Genomic DNA, 14,499 nt, shown 5'->3' on the forward strand with positions numbered 1-14,499 from the left:
ATGACCCGGTGCACCAGCTCCGGCTACGAAGGGTCCTCGAGCGGCAATAGCGCCTCCGGGTGATCGTCGTACCAGGCGCGGACGTAGATCGCGAGCGCCTCCTCGAGGCACTCTTCATAGGTCGGGGGTCGCCCCTCACGCAGATACGCTCCACTCATGCGAGTGACCGTACCAGGCGGTCGTCAAGCGAGGCGCTGGACCATGAGCTGAGTGCTGTAGCCGTTGGCCGCGCCGATGACCTTATTGGCGCCCGAGTTCTGGATCGCGCGGAGCTTGACCGTGTCGTTCGCGTTCAGCTGCAGGAAGGCCTCCACGTCGACCGTCTCGGCAACGGCGGACGCGTTGCTCGAGGCCTGGCGCGAGTAGGTCGTGGACCCGTTGATGCTGACCGCGAGTGCGTGGGTGCTGGCGCTGCCTCCGAGTGCGAAAGTGACGGCGCCGAAGATCCTGTAGAGGCCCGCGAGGCTGCACGTGACGATGCCGGTCGCCGGGACGATGCTCAGACCGACGCCGATCGTCGCTGGCGTCTGGCCGGTGAAGACGACGTCCGCATACGCGCCGCTCGTGAGGGTCTGCGTGTTCGCCGTCTCGATCGCGAGGAGCGCCGGCGACCTACGGTTCCATCCGCTGCCGTCGTACTCGAAAGTGAGCTCGGTGTCAGTCTCGTAGAACTCGAGGCCGTCCCAGATCTCACCCGGAGCGAGACCCGAGCGCGCGCTGGCGGTGCCCGCACGGCGGAACGCGTACTTCTTCGTGTAGTCGACGCCCGCCTGCAGATCGACGACAGTCTGCGGCGGGGTTGAGGAGAAGATCGGCTTCCCGCTGGCGTCCAGTGCGTTACCCATGGTCGTGCTCCTTGTCAGGTGGTGAAGACGGTTAGTCCTCGGCTAGTTCGGGCTCGACACCCGGTAGATCCAGGTCCGCGATCAATCGGGCCTGGAGGATCTGTTCATCGAGCATCGGCCGCCAGTCAGGGCGCTGCTGGATGAACTGAGCGACGGAGCTCGCGAGCCACTGTGCGACGTGGATCGCGTCGATGTTGCCCCCACGGCGCCGTGTGGCGGCGTACGCGGCCTCGTAAGCCTCGGCCGCACGCTGCTCGTCTCCGGTCGCGCCGTCGACGAGTAGGAGAGCCTGCAGTAGCACCTGGTCGGAGTAGCTCATAGCGACGCCTTCCCTCCCGAGTACACGACGTCGTCGGACTTCGCCTTCGCGGCGACCCGCCCGTCAGCGACGTCCGCGACCCTGGCGAGCAAGTACTCGCCGGTGAACGGGTTCTGGACGTAGATCGCCGGCGCCTTCGAGGTCGTCGCTGGGACGATCGCCGCCGTCGCCGTCAGGCCCGCCGAGATGCGGCCGGTCAGTTCGGGACGAACGAACCCGGAGCTCCACTGCTCCATGAGTGCGCCGCCCGACTTCGGCAGGCTGGTCCAGCCGCTCCCTGAGAACGGGCCACGCTTCGCCGGGGACTGGGGGAAGAACCCCTTCACCCAGTCGAGCACTCCCGCGACGGCGTCGCCGGCCGGTTTGAACATCTGGTTCACTCCGTCGATGAAGCCCTGAATCAGCGCCTTCCCCGAGTCGACCAGCAGAGATCCCGCCTTCGAGAACAACTGCCCGGCACGCTCGGGGAGCGACCGGATGAACGAGATCGCGGCATCGATGTTCGCGCCGACCTCGTGGGCGAACCGGAGACCCTCAGCAACCGTCGTGTCGATCGCTTTGCGGAATCCGCGGCCCATGTCGTCGGCTGCTCGGAACACGTCGCCGAGGGGACCGCTCAGATTCAGGAGCTGCTCCCCGATCTCGTCGATGCTCTTGTTGCCCGTGATGAGGTCGAAGAATGCACCCAGCAAGGCGGTCTGGTTGGACAGCGCCTGCGACACGTAGATGATCGGACCGGCCAGCGCCGCCGCACCCTCGATCAGCGCCGGCAGCGACTCCACGATCGACTTGAAGAGGCCTGGGAGCTTCGGGAGCACGTCCTTGGCCATCTCGGCGAACGCCGGCACCACGTCGACGAATGCTTTCGACAGAGCGGGCCCCTGCTCGTTGACCAGCTGCTCGAACACCGGGAAGAGGTCATCCGAGAGCATCGTTGCGAGATCCGTGGCGATCGGGAGGAACCCGGTACCGATCTTCGCCTGCAGGTCATCCCAGGTGGCCGCGTTGCGGCGGTTGACGTTCGCCAGTTCACCCGATGTGTTGAGGAAGTCGCCCTGAACCTTCGCGGTCTGCTCGAGGAGCGCCCCGTAGCGGGCCTGGACCTTCTGCGCCTCGGTGAGTTCATCGCCGGCAGCCGCGATCCCGTTCGCGTAGGCGTAGGCCTCCACCCTCGCCGCTGAGAGATCGATGCTGTACTTCCGCAGCGGTTCCGTCTCGCCGGCGAGGCCCGACTGGAACTTCTCCAGGGCGTCCGAGACCTCGAGGTTGTAGACCGACGCGAAGTCCGAACCGCGGCCGATGAGCTGCTCAAGCGTCCCCACCACGTCACCGCTGCTTCCGGCGATCGTCTGCACGAACCCGGCGAACTGTGTCGCGTACCCGTTGAGCTCCCGCTTGCTGAGACCGTACGCCTTCGCACTGTCGTCCCCTAGCTTGAGCACCGCCGCGGCAGCATCGCCGTACGCCACGGTGACGGCGTTGAGTGACTCGTTCAGGCTCGACGCGATGTCGATCGTTCCGATGCCGAACTCGATCGCCGACCGCAAACCCGAGCCGACCGCGTAGCCGATCTGCGAGGTGAGGTTCGCGGCCAGGTTGCCCACGAACGACCCGGCGAAGATCGCCTTGAACCCCGACGAGAAGCGCGTCCCGCTGCGTCGGCCGGCCTCCTCGAGCTCGTCGCCAGCGCGGTCGGCCGCGGATGCGAGGCGAGCCTGCGCATCGCGGAGATCGTTCGTCGACGAGCGGGCGACGTCCTGCGCGCGACCGAGCTGACGAGAGGCCGACTCGAGGCGCTCCTCGGCGCGAACCACCTGCGAAGAGTCCGACGCGTACCGATCCCGAGCCTCAGCGAGCTGCCGCTCCGCGAGGCGGACCTTCCCCGCCGCATCCTGCTCCCGAAGGCGAGCGGTCGACACCTTCGCGGCCGCCGACGCGAGCTCCTTCGTCGCCTTGTCTGTGAACCCGCCGGACTGGCCCTCGAACGCCTTCTTGAACCCGGCGCCAGTCTCCTTGCCGGACTTCTCGCCCGTCTTGGAGAACGCGGCACGGAAGCCCTTGTCGGACTGCTTCGCCGCAGCGTCCGTCTCGGTGGAGACGGCCTTCCGGAAGCCCTTGAACGTGGGGACGATCGCGTACGCACCCTGACCTACCTGGTCGACCATCTCAACCCACTCTCGACGTCGTCTCGCGAGCCGTCAGAACCGTCGCGATCGCAAGAAGGACGCGGATCTGGCGCCGCGAAGTGATGGAAACGCGCTCAGCGCCCGGAGGGGGAGGACCACCCGGGCGGGAGGTGGTCCGCGTTGCGGGTCGATGCTGGATTTTGGCGGCGTTGCGATGCGACGATGACTTCATTCGCTCAACGGCTCGAAGGAGAGCACCATGACCTCGTACCTCGTGTCCTACGACCTCCGGGCTCCCGGTCGGAACTACGACGACCTTCTGAAGTACCTCCGGAGCCTGCCGTACTCCGCGAAGCCGCTGGAGAGCCTTTGGCTGGTAGAGACCACCATGACGGCTGTCGAGCTTCGTGACTCGCTGAGCAGGCTCGTCGACAAGGGCGACGGGATCATGGTGGCGAAGACCAGCGGCGAGGCGGCGTGGCGGAATGTCGACGGCGACAGCGACGGCCTGAAGGGTCACTTCTAGATCGACACCGGTCGTCTGCCTAGGGGCGCAGCGGAGGTTCTGACAGGGCCGAAAGGCACCACGCAACGAGAAACCCCAGCCTCTACGCTTCACCCGCTGTTGCGTCATGAGCGACCTGATGCGTGGTCGGGTGTTGACGCCCCTAGGCAAGCTCATCCGACTACCTCGACAGCTTCACTTCGACGAGAGCGCCGGAGCTGGCAGTCGTGAGCGCGAGGCCGACGACGTTCACGTCGTTCGTGCCATTCGTGTGCGGCGCCACACGACCCGTGGACGCTGCTTCGAGCGTCTGACCGGCTGTGACGCCTGCCGACGTCGTGAGGCGCTGCACGCCTGACTTGTGGACGGTGACCGCCTCACCCGTCGCGGCATCGTGGCCTGCGACACCGATCCAGGAATGCGCCGCGGCCGACGTCGGCGCGACGGTTCCCACGCCTGAGAGCCCAACGAGCTGCCCGCCGGTGATCGCCGCCGACGCGACGAGAGTGATCGCCTTGCCTGGCGCATAGAGTGGCACGTACTCAGCCATCAGTCGTCGTTCTTGACGTCGGCGAGAGCGGCGCGCGCGGAGTCGAGCTCCGCCACCTTGGCGATGAAGTCAGCGTCCGTGGCGAGTGCATCCTGGACGGCGGCGTCGAACTCGTTTGAACCGTCCATGGGGGTGGCGTGGCGGATGAAGCGTTCGCGTGCGACGATCTTCTCCCTCACATCGCTCGGCGTGTTCAACCGGAGTCCGCCGGCGGCGAGCTTGTACCAGTCGATGCTGGAGCGGCTCGTCCCGTTGATGTAAGAGAACCCGTCCGTCGACCACGTGTCGCCCTCCGCGAAGCAGACGGTGAAGTCGACCAGATCTGCTCCGTCACCGCCGTACTCGACACCCTGCTCGGCGTGCGTGGGGCTAACCCCGAAGACCTGCGAGACAGAGATACGGAACGACACGATCGGGCCGATCGCCGACCAAGCTGCCTTCACAGCGCGGAACGCGGCAGCCGCCTTATCGTCGGCGAGGTCAAGGATGGTCGCCGCGGTCGTGAAGCCGTTGAACCCGTATCGCTGCACCCCGTCGACGATCGGCGCTGCGAGACGCGCGAACTCCGCCTGCAGCGACTCGACGAGCGGATCGAGAAGCGGGAGCATCGCGGCGCGGGTCTCGAGCAGCAGCTGGTCCTGGAAGCGGATGCCACCGAGTGAGAATCCGACGCTGTTCTGGTGGTCGACGTGTGCGCGGATCGAGATGTCGGTGACCGCGTCGCGCGCTTCGTCGTCGCTCATCTCGAGGAACTGCGACCGCGTCGTCGATGTCGCGTGCGCTCGCACGACCTCGACGAGCTCAAGCGCTCGAACGATGGGCCGTGGGGTGTCGATACCGAGCACTTCGCACTGCGCCTGGAACGCAAGCAGATCACCCCACGAGAGCGGGCGAGCGAGGCCGGCCATCAGCGACCACCTCCGACCGGCCGAATGAAGCCCTCCGCGAGGAGCTGCCGCACCTGAGCGGGTACGGTGTCCTCCGGCAACAGACCGTTCCGGTAGACGTACGTTCGCTGGCCGTCGAAAGTCTCAGCGACGACCAGGTGGCCGACGACGACGTACTGCTCGCGGCTGGTGACATAGTCGTGCGTCATCGCGCACCTCCGAACAGCTCTGCGTAGACCTGATCGTCGCTACGGGTGTCGAGTGCGATGTCGCTCGCGGTGAAGCCGGCCGTTCCGTCGTCGCCGAACATTGCCCTGTAGGCATTGTTGTCGGCGGCCGCGCGGAGATCGCGGATCTCGCTGGTCGGAACTGCCGTGACGAACTCGTTCTTGATCGCTCGAGCCTTCACGGCGCCGATCGCGGCGAACAGCTGCTCGTTGGTGGCGTCTGCGGGGAGGTCGAAGCGGGCGGCGAGATCGGCGCGGAACTTCGCCCGCGGATCGCCGTGGACTGATGGCTGAGCCATGCGGACTCCAGAGAAATCGTGATGATCCCGCGCGATCCCAGATCCGACCGCGGTTCTCCCCTGGAGTGACTGCCCCGGCTGCGCGATCCCTGACCGACTGCAACCTGGCTCCGCCATGATAGCGCGGATCTACGAAACTCGCGCTCCGACACGCAGATCTAGCTCCGGATGTTTCTCCAGCTCGGCACGGATCCGCACCGCGAGCTCGTGATCGTCGATGCGGCCCTCGGCCGTGACCACGTTCTCGCGGCCGATGAGTCGCTCGAACAGCTCGAAGTCGATCACTCCCGCCACCCGTCGACGCAGCTCTTCGAGCTGATACTCCTCGAGCACGGCCTGTGTCGCTCGGAACCGCCGGCGCCATCGCGCAGCCTCCGCCGCGAGCTGCGCGTCCCGCTCCGCCCCGGTCACGAGCCACCTCGATTCGAAACGCGACGCGTATCGCGACACCACTTCCCGCGCCAATTGAGGCTCGAAACCCGCGGGATTACGCGGAGAACGAGGTTCTGAATCGAAACGCGACGCGACTCGAATCGGTGCGGGGAGAAACGCGCCCGCACCGTGCGGGAGGTGGGCAGGGATCGGTCGACATCGAGATTTTCGGCGGACAGGCGAGTCATGCTGCACCCCGCTGGCTCAGGATCGAGCCCGGTGAATCGGGACTCTCCCAGTCGTCGCTGCCTGGTACTCGAGCAGCCCACTGCCGCACCTGACCAGTCTGCTGATCCACTTCCACATCGTCCTGGCCTTGCTCTTGCTCTTGCCTTGCCTGTCCTTGCCTGTGCAGTCCCCCGGGACTGTCCCCGGGTACGGTCCCGGGGGACTTGGAGCGTTGCCGGCGCTTCTTCTCCCGATCGCGTCGGCGGTTGTTCTCGAGCACCTCGAAGTCCGTTCGCGAAGTCTGGTCTCGTGCGTAGTCCGCAATGATCCAGGCGTCGTCGCCATCGGGCACCCAGAGTTCGAGCTGGACGAGTCTTGCGACGACATCAGATCGGAACGTGGGGATCAGCGGGAGATCGTCTCGTTCGACGCGACCATCGGTGCGGTTCGAGACGCTCCATGTCGTGGCCATGAAGAGACATGAACGCTCGGCGTCACTGAGACGGAGGATTCGTCGATCGGATAGGTATCGCTCGGGGATGCGCGCGTCAGCCACGGGAAGCTCGCTTTGCTGCACGGATCCGACCTGCGAGAGCGGACTCCCGTTCCGTGCGGTCTATGCGAAGCACGGCATTCATGATCGCCTTGTGCAGCTCCCACGCCTCACGACGCTCCAGAGCGATCGCTGGCCCCTTCCGGGGCGTCAGTACGACCACAGCTGGCTGACGCGCAGACGCGTCGCGTGCGGTCACTCCGAAGGTGTCCTGTGGCGATCCGGCGATCGTGTTGGTGTCAGAGGTATCCTGGGGCTTGAGTTCGGGCCCCTGCGCCCCCGAAGCCGCCTCGTTTCCACCGGGGCGGTTTCTCTTTGCGGTCACGACGACGCACCTCCGCGGAGGAGGGATGCGAGTCGTGTGCGCTGCGCGTCGGTGAGTGGAGGAGCGTCGGCGACGACGCGGGTGATGTGCTTCTCGAGGTTCGCGGCCGCGAGATCGCGGCGTGCGTCGACAAGATCTGGATCGTCAGCTGCTCGAGAGCGTGTGAATGCGGCGACGCGTGCGCGTGCGCCCTGGATAGTTGTGGGCATCGGAAGCCTCCGCGGGCATGGGACCTAGCCCCTCTGCTGGGAGGAGCGAGTGCCCGCGACAATGCCGAATTCGCGGTCGTGGCTTAGAAGCGTCTTGCTAGGGATCGTAGCAGCGTACGCGTCAAGATGAATCTGCCGCGCGCATCTTTCGCGAGAGTGCCCGCGGGGAGGGCATCGAGGCCGGCACTCAGCGTGGTGCCCTTCACCGTGAGCGGCTGGTCGCGATGCTCCGCGCTGCAGCGCGTGCAACGCAGGGTGATTCGCTCGGGGGCGTCCCACGTCGCGGGGGTGTCGCTGGATGAATGATGCTCCGCCCGGGTGGACTCGACGGTTCGCCACACATCTACGCGGGGTGTCTTCTCGCCGAGCCACGGCCCGAGATGCCGGTCGAGGACCGCGACGAGCAGCGGCTCGTCGTGGTCCTCGCACACGACCACGTGCGTACCGGCCGTCCTCATAGCTCACTCATCCTCGTCGTCAACGCTCACGAGGATCGTATGTGCGACCCGGTCCACGCGCTCCCGACCGACCTCGACGAAGCGACCGATACAGATGCCGACGGACGAGACCTGCGGGCCGATGCGCCAGCTGTCGTCATCGCGCATCGTCGCCGACATGTCGACGCCCACGGTCGTCAGCGTCGGGTGAGCGGTCCACGTGCCGGGAATCGAAATCGCGTGCTCGGCATTCAGGATCCGCGTATAGACGGAAGCCCGTCGCAGGTCTTCGGCGAGAGTGCCGCAGTCCTCCCACTGGAGAAGATCCGCGCACCCCGCCGTCTCCACAACCCATTCTCGATCGCGACGATTTCCATACTTGCGACCGATGTTGCTGATCGAGATTGATCCGTCTGCGGACACGTCGATCTCTCGATACCAATCGGGGAAGGCGTCTACATCGCCGGGGCGCCCCGTCGCATTCGCGAGCAACAGGGCTCTCCAGTCGCGAACTCCAGTGATCTGCTTCCAGGACTGCTGCAGAATCTCCGGGACTGACGTATCAGGACCGCGTGAGGCGATATCTTCGTTGGTGGTCATTGCATCCTCCTGTGATGTGATGATCCGCCCCGTGTCGCCTGCCAGCGGCACGGGGCCTACTTCTGCCCGTCGATCGACGAGAAGTCTCTACGTGTTCTCCGACAGCCACTCGACCCGGATCAGGTCGGGACTGAAAGCGGCGCCGGCGCCAGCAGGCATGATCGTGACGCGCATCAACGCGTTCAGGATTGCTCGACGACGCTCAACGCCATAGGACGCCCATGAGGCCCGCGCCTGGGCTCCCACAGCAGCCTGCGGGAGAACGGGCGGCAGCGCGTCGTTTAGCGCCGCCTCGAGGCGTTCCCGCTCTGAGCGACCCTTCGCAGTGATCCGGGCGAGCTGCGCGGCATCGATCGCCTCGTCCGCGAACATGTCAGCTGCAGTTGCTAAACGTGCGTCGACAGCCGAGATCGCTTCGCGGGTCGCGCGGACGGCATCGGGGTCCCCGGCAGTGAACAGCTCTGCCGCATCGGGGCGCTCGAGACGCCGAAGCAGGATCTCCGTGACGAGCTCGTCGACAGGATCCTGCAGCCGCCGGACCCTGTGGCAATCGCCACAGGCGTATGCAGCCTTCACTGGCTTGGACTTCTGGCCGGGCTTCGGCGTCCACGGGGGGAGACGCTTCATTCTGCCTCCGCACAGCCCGCACAGGGCGATCCCCGCGAGCAGATACTTCGGGGGGTGCCCGACCCGTGAACTCGCCGCCCGCGTCGGATCGTCGAACAGAGCGACAAGCCGATCGTGCGTGTCGCGATCGAGGATTGGTGGATGCGCTGAGGGGTCGAACTCGCCGACGACAACGCCGCGATGCGTTCGCATCCCTGCGAGCGAGGGACGCCGCAGGAGCTGTCTCAGCGTTACACCCTGCCAGGGCGCACCTGTGGGGCTCGGCACGCCGCGGGCTGCGAGATCGGCAGCGATCGATCGCAAGGAGTCGGCGTCCAAAACACGTCGGGCGGCATCGCGGATTACCGCAGCCTCGGCCGGCTCCACTAGGTCGCGGCCGTCCACGCGCCGATAGCCGTAACCGGGTCGCGTGGTCGGCAGCCCTTTTGCGGCTCGCTGGTCGCTCGCGCGCCTTTGACGTTCGCCCTTCCTGCGAGTCTCGAACCTTGCGATTGCGGCGAGCATCGTGCCGCGGAACTCGCCATCAGCGCTCGCAAGATCGATCTCACCGTCGACGGTAACGAGGGCCAGCCCGTGGTCGATCAGAGTATTGAGATCTCGAGTCGAGCGAGCGATGCGGTCGAGGTCTACGGCGATGACGACGTCGAGGTTGTTGGACGCAGCGAGCATCTGTCCCCAGGCAGTCTTCGCACCGCGCGGCTTCGACGCCGAGACGTCGTCATCAGTGAACGTGCCGGCGATCGACCATCCCCGTGCGACCGCCAGCGCCGTGGTGCGTTGGATCTGCCGTTCGATGCCCTCGTCATCCGACTTCGACTGCCGTACGTAGAGGGCCGCGCGCTTAGTCATGAGAGGAGTGTATATCCGTTTTTGTCACCGCTCGTGTTCCTCATCCTTCCCCTCAGCGTGCTCTTCGCCGTCTTTCCGGGGATCTTTCTGCTTCGACTCGGCCTCGGCTGACCATCAAGGGGGTAACTCATGTTCCGATCACTTCTCGCCGGAGCGCGCGCAGCGCTCCACGATCTCGACCGCGACGAGCGCGGCGACGTGCCCGGCTGGGTGCTCATCACGCTCATGACGGCCGGGCTCGTCGTGCTCATCTGGGCCGTCGCAGGCCCCGCGCTGTCGGGCCTGTTCGAGCAGGCGATCTCGCGCGTCAGTGGCTTCTGAGCCGCGGCGCGGGCTCGCGGACGACGCGGGCTCTGCTCCCGTCGAGTTCCTGCTCGTCGGACTCGTGCTCACGTTCCTGACGCTCGGAGTCCTGCAGTTCGGACTCGCGCTCTATGTGCGCAACGTCCTTCACGACGCGGCGGTCGAGGGCGCGTACGTCGCGGCGCTCGCCGACACGACGCACGCGACGGGTGCCGACCGCACGCGAGACATCATCTCCCGCACCGTCGGCGAGCAGTACGCGACCGACATCGCGGTACGCGAGACAGGGCGGCTCGGCGAACCGATGATCGAGGTGTCGGTGCGGGCGGCGCTGCCGATCCTCGGGCTGCTCGGAGCCCCCGGCACGCTGGAGGTGACCGCGCATGCGCCCGTCGAATCCTTCGACTGAGCACGACGATCGCGGTTCGGCGGCGCTCGAGTTCATCCTCGTGGGTCTGCTCCTCCTCGTGCCGATCGTCTACCTCGTCATCGCGCTCGGTGCCCTTCAGGGTCAGTCGCTCGGTGCAGAGACTGGCGCCCGGCATATCGCGCGGGTGATCGCGACGGCGGAGGATGCTTCGGATGCCGCCGCCCGGTCGGATCGGGTGCTCGCCGCGGTCACGGCGGACTACGGCCTCGATCCCGGTGCGGTGTCGGTCTCGCTCGCATGCTCGCCCGCGGGAGCGGAGTGCCCCGAAGCGGGCGCCGTGCTCACCGTGACCCTGCGCACGACGGTCGTGCTGCCGCTCGTGCCGCCGGTCCTCGGTCTCGATGGGCTCGCCCGCATCCCCATCGAGGCGACCGCCGTGCAGAAGGTGTCACGACTGTGGGGCGCGCGATGACGCGCTCCGACGACACCGGCAGCGTTCTGCTCCTCACGATCGGGTACGCCGTCCTCGCTCTCACCGCGCTGCTCGTCTGCGTCGACGCGACGAGCCTCTACCTCGCGCAGAAGCGGCTCGATGCGGCGGCGGATGCCGCTGCCCTCGCGGGTGCCGACGGCTTCGCGCTCGTCGTGGTCGAGGGTGACCCGGTCGCGGAGCTGTCACCGGCGGGTGTGCGCGCGCAGGCGGATGCCGTCGTCGAGGCGTTCGGCGGCGACGTCGCGCTCGTGGCGGCGGGCACACCGGACGGCGTCTCGGCGCGCGTCACGGTGGCGGGGGAGTGGCATCCACCCGTCCTCTCGCTCTTCGCGCCCGACGGCGTCGCACTCGAGGCGACGGCGACCAGCCGCACCGCGCTGCGCTGAGGCCGTCACGGCGAGACCCGTCAGCGTGCGCCAGCCGGGGGAGGTGTCGGTCGCGGCACCCACCGCACGAATGCGGCGGCACCGAGAAAGGCGATGACGCCGATGACGCCGGATGCGACGGCGAGGGTGGATGCCGCGGCGATCGCCGACACCAGGAGGGGAGCCGCCGCGCCGCCTGCGTCGGTCAGCGTGCGCCAGGAACCGAGGAACGGCGCGGGATCGGCCTTGGGCGCGGCATCCGCCCCGAGGGTCAGAAGGATCCCGCTCGACAGGCCGTTGCCGACGCCGAGCACGGCGGCGAAGAGCGCGAACCACATCGCCGACTGAGCGAGATCGTGCGTGAAGGCGAGCGCGACGAAGCCCGCGCCCATGAGGACCATCGCCGGCAGCGCCGCCCAGAGTCGGCCGAAGCGGTCCATGACCTGCCCGCTGGCGTAGAAGAGCGCGAAGTCGATCGCTCCCGAGACGCCGACGACGAGCGCGATCGTCTGCGCATCGAGGCCGATCGACAGCCCCCACAGGGGCAGCACGACGTGAAGTGCGGATCGGACCGCCGAGAGGGATGCCGCGGCCAGCCCGAGGCGCGACAGCACGCCGCGGTAGCGCCACATCGTGCGGAAGACTCCGATGCGCTCGGCCGTCGGGATCGATCCCGTGACGGGCTCACCCGTGTCCTCCACGAGCGTGGCGGGTGGGGGAGCGAACTGCTTCTCGGGATCGGGGCCGAGCAGGACGAGCAGGATCGTCGCGATCAGGCACGCGCCGAAGAACCAGATCGTGGCGTGCTCGTCGCCGAAGACCGCGATCAGGGCCGCGGCGACGAACGGCCCGATGAACATGCCCAGGCGCCAGGTGCCGCCGAGCAGCGAGAGCGCGCGGGCCCGAAACGCGAGGGGCACCCGGGTCGTCATGAACGAATGGCGGGCCAGGCCGAAGGCCGCGGCGCAGAAGCCGATCAGCAGCACTGCGATCGCGAAGACGCCGAGCGAGGGCGCGAGCGCGAGCGCGACGACCGCCAGGGTGGCCACCGCTCCCGCGATCGCCATCGTCAGTCGCTCGCCGATGCGCGCGACCGCCCAGCCGGCCGGGATGTTCCCGCACAGCTGCCCGACGACGAGCGCCGCGGCGACGAGGGCGGCGGTCGCGACATCCGCTCCGAGCTGTGCGGCGATGACGGGGATGAGCGGGATGACGGCGCCCTCGCCGAGGGCGAAGAGCACGGTCGGGCCGTAGACCATCGGGCCGAACCGCCACAGCACGTCCCGTGCGCGGGGCTCGACAGGTTCGGTCACGGTGATCCACGCTAGCCGCTGGGGTCAGGCGCACAGCGCTTCAGCCGATGGGACGCGGGGGGATGCCGCATGCACGTTAGTCTGGAGTGTCATGCTCGAACTCGATCTTTCCGCCGACATCCAGGCGCTGCGCTCCACGTTCGGCGAAATCCGCGCCGTCGTGGACGTCGACGCACTCACCGCCGAGATCGCTCGTCTGAGCGAGGCAGCCGGCGCTCCGAATCTGTGGGACGACGTCGATGAGGCGCAGAAGGTCACGAGCGCTCTGAGCCACCGCCAGGCCGAGCTCAAGCGCATCACCGATGTCGAGAGCCGCCTCGACGACCTCGACGTCCTCATCGAGCTCGCCAACGAGATGGAGGACGAGGACTCCGCCGACGAGGCCCGCAAGGAACTCGCCGAACTCGAGGACATCATCAGCGAGCTCGAAGTGCAGACGCTCCTCGACGGCGAGTACGACGATCGCTCCGCGGTCGTGACGATCCGCTCCGGCGCCGGCGGCGACGACGCGACCGACTTCGCCGAGATGCTCCTGCGCATGTACCTGCGCTGGGCCGAGCGTCACAAGTACCCCGTCAAGGTGATGGACACCTCCTACGCCGAGGGTGCGGGCATCAAATCGGCGACCTTCGAAGTGGATGCTCCGTACGCGTACGGCACGCTGTCGGTCGAAGCGGGCACGCACCGCCTCGCGCGCATCAGCCCCTTCGGCTCCGCCGACAAGCGTCAGACCTCGTTCGCGGCGGTCGAAGTGATCCCGGTCATGGAAGAGGCGGTCGAGGTGGAGGTGCCCGAGGGTGACATCCGCGTCGACGTCTTCCGTTCGTCCGGGCCCGGTGGCCAGTCGGTCAACACGACGGACTCGGCTGTGCGCATCACCCACCTTCCGACGGGCCTCGTCGTCTCGATGCAGAACGAGAAGTCGCAGATCCAGAACCGCGCGGCCGCGATGCGCGTGCTGCAGACGCGGCTCATGCTGCTCCAGCGCGAGGAAGAGGCGGCGAAGAAGAAGGAGCTCGCGGGAGTCATCACCGCGAGCTGGGGCGACCAGATGCGGTCGTACTTCCTCTACGGTCAGCAGCTCGTGAAAGACCTCCGCACCGGCCACGAGGTCGGCAACCCCGCGACGGTCTTCGACGGCGACCTGGACGGCTTCATCAACGCGGGCATCCGCTGGCGCAAGCGTCCGAACGACGACTGACCGAGTCGATGAACGGGACCGTGCACAAGCGTTCGGACCCGCAGGCGACCGAGCGCATCCTTCGCTCCTTGCCCGCGTGGTTCGGGATCGAAGACGCGATCGTCGATTACGCAGCGAAGTCGACCGTGCTGGAGTCCTACGTCAGCGAGGACGAACACGGGGATGTTGTCGGTGTGGCGCTCTTCGAGCGCCACTTCCCGCAGTCCGCCGAGCTGAGCCTCATCGCTGTGCACGCCGATCATCGCGGTGGCGGCCACGGACGGAAGCTGGTCGAAGCGGGCGAGGAAGCGCTGCGCCGTGACGGATGCCAGTATCTGGAGGTCCACACCGTCGGCGCGTCCTTCGAAGACCCCGGGTATGCCGCGACGCGTTCGTTCTACCTCTCGCTCGGCTTCGCTCCCATGCACGAGTTCGATGGTCTGGATTGGGACGGCCCGACGCTCATCTTGATCAAGCGGCTGTAGGCAGCGCGGCAGACCGAGGCCCCCTCCGCGAC

Annotated in this window: 22 protein-coding genes; 7 read left to right on the forward strand and 15 right to left on the reverse strand. The window is 67.3% G+C overall.

Features of this window, described 5'->3' with window-relative positions; genetic code table 11:
* Positions 1 to 23 precede the first annotated feature (23 nt).
* From ACTIFV_RS08635 to ACTIFV_RS08650, 4 genes are read right to left on the reverse strand one after another with little or no spacing between them, the layout of a single operon-like run.
* The gene (locus ACTIFV_RS08635; protein WP_439592381.1) at positions 24 to 158 is read right to left on the reverse strand and encodes a hypothetical protein; all 135 of its coding nucleotides are present in this window, start codon (positions 156 to 158) and stop codon (positions 24 to 26) included.
* Between the two features lie 24 nt (positions 159 to 182).
* Positions 183 to 845, reverse strand: a complete 663-nt coding sequence (locus ACTIFV_RS08640; RefSeq protein ID WP_439592382.1) for a hypothetical protein — start codon at positions 843 to 845, stop codon at positions 183 to 185.
* A 31-nt stretch (positions 846 to 876) separates the two neighbouring features.
* On the reverse strand, positions 877 to 1,164 hold the full coding sequence (locus ACTIFV_RS08645; RefSeq protein ID WP_439592383.1) for a hypothetical protein: 288 nt from the start codon (positions 1,162 to 1,164) through the stop codon (positions 877 to 879).
* Positions 1,161 to 3,329 carry a hypothetical protein gene (locus ACTIFV_RS08650; protein WP_439592384.1) on the reverse strand — a complete coding sequence of 723 codons (2,169 nt, stop codon included), beginning with the start codon at positions 3,327 to 3,329 and terminating at the stop codon, positions 1,161 to 1,163. The genes ACTIFV_RS08645 and ACTIFV_RS08650 overlap by 4 nt, the downstream gene beginning before the upstream one ends.
* Positions 3,330 to 3,549: 220 nt before the next feature.
* Between ACTIFV_RS08650 and ACTIFV_RS08655 the strand changes: the two genes are divergently transcribed.
* Positions 3,550 to 3,816, forward strand: coding sequence for a hypothetical protein (locus ACTIFV_RS08655; protein ID WP_439592385.1), 267 nt, complete (start codon positions 3,550 to 3,552; stop codon positions 3,814 to 3,816).
* A gap of 160 nt (positions 3,817 to 3,976) precedes the next feature.
* On the opposite strand, the gene ACTIFV_RS08660 is transcribed toward ACTIFV_RS08655, so the two are convergent.
* From ACTIFV_RS08660 to ACTIFV_RS08705, 10 genes are all read right to left on the reverse strand, one after another.
* Positions 3,977 to 4,345: a DUF2190 family protein gene (locus tag ACTIFV_RS08660; protein ID WP_439592386.1), complete on the reverse strand. Its 369-nt coding sequence runs from the start codon at positions 4,343 to 4,345 to the stop codon at positions 3,977 to 3,979.
* Complete coding sequence (locus tag ACTIFV_RS08665) at positions 4,345 to 5,253, reverse strand: hypothetical protein (protein WP_439592387.1); 909 nt, start codon at positions 5,251 to 5,253, stop codon at positions 4,345 to 4,347. Before ACTIFV_RS08665 ends, ACTIFV_RS08660 begins: the two co-directional genes overlap by 1 nt.
* Positions 5,253 to 5,441 (reverse strand): hypothetical protein, encoded by a 189-nt coding sequence (locus tag ACTIFV_RS08670; RefSeq protein ID WP_439592388.1) that lies wholly within the window; start codon positions 5,439 to 5,441, stop codon positions 5,253 to 5,255. The genes ACTIFV_RS08665 and ACTIFV_RS08670 overlap by 1 nt, the downstream gene beginning before the upstream one ends.
* Positions 5,438 to 5,758: a hypothetical protein gene (locus ACTIFV_RS08675; RefSeq protein WP_439592389.1), complete on the reverse strand. Its 321-nt coding sequence runs from the start codon at positions 5,756 to 5,758 to the stop codon at positions 5,438 to 5,440. The genes ACTIFV_RS08670 and ACTIFV_RS08675 overlap by 4 nt, the downstream gene beginning before the upstream one ends.
* A gap of 129 nt (positions 5,759 to 5,887) precedes the next feature.
* Positions 5,888 to 6,169, reverse strand: a complete 282-nt coding sequence (locus tag ACTIFV_RS08680) for a hypothetical protein (RefSeq protein WP_439592390.1) — start codon at positions 6,167 to 6,169, stop codon at positions 5,888 to 5,890.
* 205 nt (positions 6,170 to 6,374) lie between these two features.
* A complete protein-coding gene (locus ACTIFV_RS08685; RefSeq protein WP_439592391.1) occupies positions 6,375 to 6,830 on the reverse strand; it encodes a hypothetical protein in 456 nt (151 codons plus the stop codon).
* A gap of 402 nt (positions 6,831 to 7,232) precedes the next feature.
* Positions 7,233 to 7,445, reverse strand: a complete 213-nt coding sequence (locus ACTIFV_RS08690; protein ID WP_439592392.1) for a hypothetical protein — start codon at positions 7,443 to 7,445, stop codon at positions 7,233 to 7,235.
* An 83-nt stretch (positions 7,446 to 7,528) separates the two neighbouring features.
* A complete protein-coding gene (locus ACTIFV_RS08695) occupies positions 7,529 to 7,903 on the reverse strand; it encodes a hypothetical protein (RefSeq protein WP_439592393.1) in 375 nt (124 codons plus the stop codon).
* 3 nt (positions 7,904 to 7,906) lie between these two features.
* Positions 7,907 to 8,482 carry a hypothetical protein gene (locus tag ACTIFV_RS08700; protein ID WP_439592394.1) on the reverse strand — a complete coding sequence of 192 codons (576 nt, stop codon included), beginning with the start codon at positions 8,480 to 8,482 and terminating at the stop codon, positions 7,907 to 7,909.
* Positions 8,483 to 8,569: 87 nt separating this feature from the next.
* Entirely contained in the window at positions 8,570 to 9,958 is a 1,389-nt protein-coding gene (locus ACTIFV_RS08705) for a recombinase family protein (RefSeq protein WP_439592395.1), read from the reverse strand.
* Positions 9,959 to 10,087: 129 nt separating this feature from the next.
* Between ACTIFV_RS08705 and ACTIFV_RS08710 the strand changes: the two genes are divergently transcribed.
* Genes ACTIFV_RS08710 through ACTIFV_RS08725 form a run of 4 tightly spaced genes read left to right on the forward strand, consistent with a single transcriptional unit; the run spans position 10,088 to position 11,510 of the window.
* Complete coding sequence (locus tag ACTIFV_RS08710; protein WP_439592396.1) at positions 10,088 to 10,279, forward strand: hypothetical protein; 192 nt, start codon at positions 10,088 to 10,090, stop codon at positions 10,277 to 10,279.
* Positions 10,269 to 10,670 carry a TadE/TadG family type IV pilus assembly protein gene (locus tag ACTIFV_RS08715; RefSeq protein ID WP_439592397.1) on the forward strand — a complete coding sequence of 134 codons (402 nt, stop codon included), beginning with the start codon at positions 10,269 to 10,271 and terminating at the stop codon, positions 10,668 to 10,670. The genes ACTIFV_RS08710 and ACTIFV_RS08715 overlap by 11 nt, the downstream gene beginning before the upstream one ends.
* A complete protein-coding gene (locus ACTIFV_RS08720; RefSeq protein WP_439592398.1) occupies positions 10,645 to 11,103 on the forward strand; it encodes a TadE family protein in 459 nt (152 codons plus the stop codon). The genes ACTIFV_RS08715 and ACTIFV_RS08720 overlap by 26 nt, the downstream gene beginning before the upstream one ends.
* The gene (locus tag ACTIFV_RS08725) at positions 11,100 to 11,510 is read left to right on the forward strand and encodes a pilus assembly protein TadG-related protein (RefSeq protein WP_439592399.1); all 411 of its coding nucleotides are present in this window, start codon (positions 11,100 to 11,102) and stop codon (positions 11,508 to 11,510) included. Before ACTIFV_RS08720 ends, ACTIFV_RS08725 begins: the two co-directional genes overlap by 4 nt.
* Before the next feature lie 20 nt (positions 11,511 to 11,530).
* On the opposite strand, the gene ACTIFV_RS08730 is transcribed toward ACTIFV_RS08725, so the two are convergent.
* Complete coding sequence (locus ACTIFV_RS08730; protein WP_439592689.1) at positions 11,531 to 12,748, reverse strand: MFS transporter; 1,218 nt, start codon at positions 12,746 to 12,748, stop codon at positions 11,531 to 11,533.
* A 145-nt stretch (positions 12,749 to 12,893) separates the two neighbouring features.
* Here ACTIFV_RS08730 and prfB point away from each other — a divergent pair, with 145 nt between their 5' ends.
* Positions 12,894 to 14,003, forward strand: coding sequence for a peptide chain release factor 2 (prfB, locus tag ACTIFV_RS08735; RefSeq protein ID WP_439592400.1), 1,110 nt, complete (start codon positions 12,894 to 12,896; stop codon positions 14,001 to 14,003).
* A 20-nt stretch (positions 14,004 to 14,023) separates the two neighbouring features.
* Entirely contained in the window at positions 14,024 to 14,467 is a 444-nt protein-coding gene (locus tag ACTIFV_RS08740; protein ID WP_439592401.1) for a GNAT family N-acetyltransferase, read from the forward strand.
* Positions 14,468 to 14,499: the final 32 nt, after the last annotated feature.

It is taken from the genome of Microbacterium sp. (assembly GCF_051860965.1).
GTDB lineage: Bacteria > Actinomycetota > Actinomycetes > Actinomycetales > Microbacteriaceae > Microbacterium.